Genomic DNA, 1,462 nt, shown 5'->3' on the forward strand with positions numbered 1-1,462 from the left:
TGAAGTGAACCCCCGGTATTGGACCAAAATCCAATATCGGGGGTTTTATATTGACCAAGTATTCTAAAACATTAAAGGTGAAAGTTGTTCAGGAATATCTTTCATCATCGTCAGGTTACAAATTATTATCAAAGAAATATGGAATTAAAAGTGAATCTTTGGTTTCTTCTTGGGTGCAACGTTATAAGGCCTTTGGCCTAAATGGCCTTGATATTCTATCTCCAAAGAAATCTTTTGATGGTTCATTCAAGCTGAATGTTTTAAAATGGATGAAAACGAATAAGGCTTCTTATCCGAAAACTGCACTTCATTTTAATATCTCAAATGTCGGAACTATTTGGCAATGGCAACATACGTGGGAGATTGAAGGTGCTGATGCCTTATATCGTTCCAAAGGACGGCAAACAATTATGTCAGCTGATAAACAATCGAAGAAAAAGCAACAAACTGAATTAGAACGGCTTAGAGAAGAAAATGAATTACTACAGATTGAGAATGAATACTTAAAAAAATTAAGAGCCTTAGTCCAGGAAGAAGAAGCCAAAAAGCACAAATCATCAAGGAACTAAGGCTTAAACATAAATTAGTTAAAATTTTGCAAGTCGTCGGTATGGCTAAGAGTACTTATGAATACATTATTAGTCATGAACCAGACGGTTCATCCAACAATGATAAACAAGTTATTAAACAATCAATTCAAATGATTAAAAAGAAACATCCGGCATATGGTTATCGTCGTGTAACTGGTGAATTACGCCGAATGAATTTCTTAGTAAATCATAAAAAAGTGCTAATCTTAATGCGTGAAATGCAGTTACTTTCTTCCGCATTTAACAAACGTACCCGTAAGTATAATTCATATAAGGGTACTGTTGGTACCGTTGCTAAGAATTTGATTAACCGCCGATTCTTTACAAATCGACCTTATCAAAAATTAGTGACAGACGTTACTGAGATCCGTTGGGGAGGCAAAACGATTGATGAGCGTGCCTATTTTACATGTATTTATGATTTATTTTCAGGTGAAATTCTAGGACATCAAATTAGTAAACATCCAACTGTTCAATTTACAACAACCGTTTTAAAACAAGCAGTTAAGAAAATCCCTAAGGATTTAAAATACCGGACTACGGTCCACTCAGATCAAGGATTTCAATATCAACATCAAGATTGGGTTAATATTTTAAAAGAACATCGTATTTTTCAAAGTATGTCTCGCAAAGCAACTTGTTTAGATAATGCAACAATGGAAAGCTTTTTTCATATTATGAAAGCTGAGGCTTTTTATCAAAAAGAAACCGATACCTATGAAACGTTAGTTTCACAAATATCGGTTTGGATAAATGATTACAATTTTTCTAGAATTAAAACAAAACTGGGTTATAAAAGTCCGGTTGAATATCGAATTTTTACAACCCAGAAAGTCGCTTAAAGTTTCGTCCAATATTTGGGGTTCACTTCA

At 33.9% G+C, this 1,462-nt stretch carries 1 protein-coding gene; it reads left to right on the forward strand.

Going from position 1 to position 1,462, the window contains the following annotated elements; translation table 11 throughout:
• Nucleotides 1-50 precede the first annotated feature (50 nt).
• Nucleotides 51-1,432, forward strand: a protein-coding gene (locus N0K80_RS07785; protein WP_146303378.1) for an IS3 family transposase whose coding sequence is annotated in 2 segments (ribosomal slippage) — nucleotides 51-504 and nucleotides 504-1,432 — 1,383 coding nt in all. Because the reading frame shifts where the segments join, the coding sequence is not laid out codon by codon here.
• Nucleotides 1,433-1,462 lie beyond the last annotated feature (30 nt).

This window comes from Dellaglioa carnosa (assembly GCF_026948345.1).
GTDB lineage: Bacteria > Bacillota > Bacilli > Lactobacillales > Lactobacillaceae > Dellaglioa > Dellaglioa algida.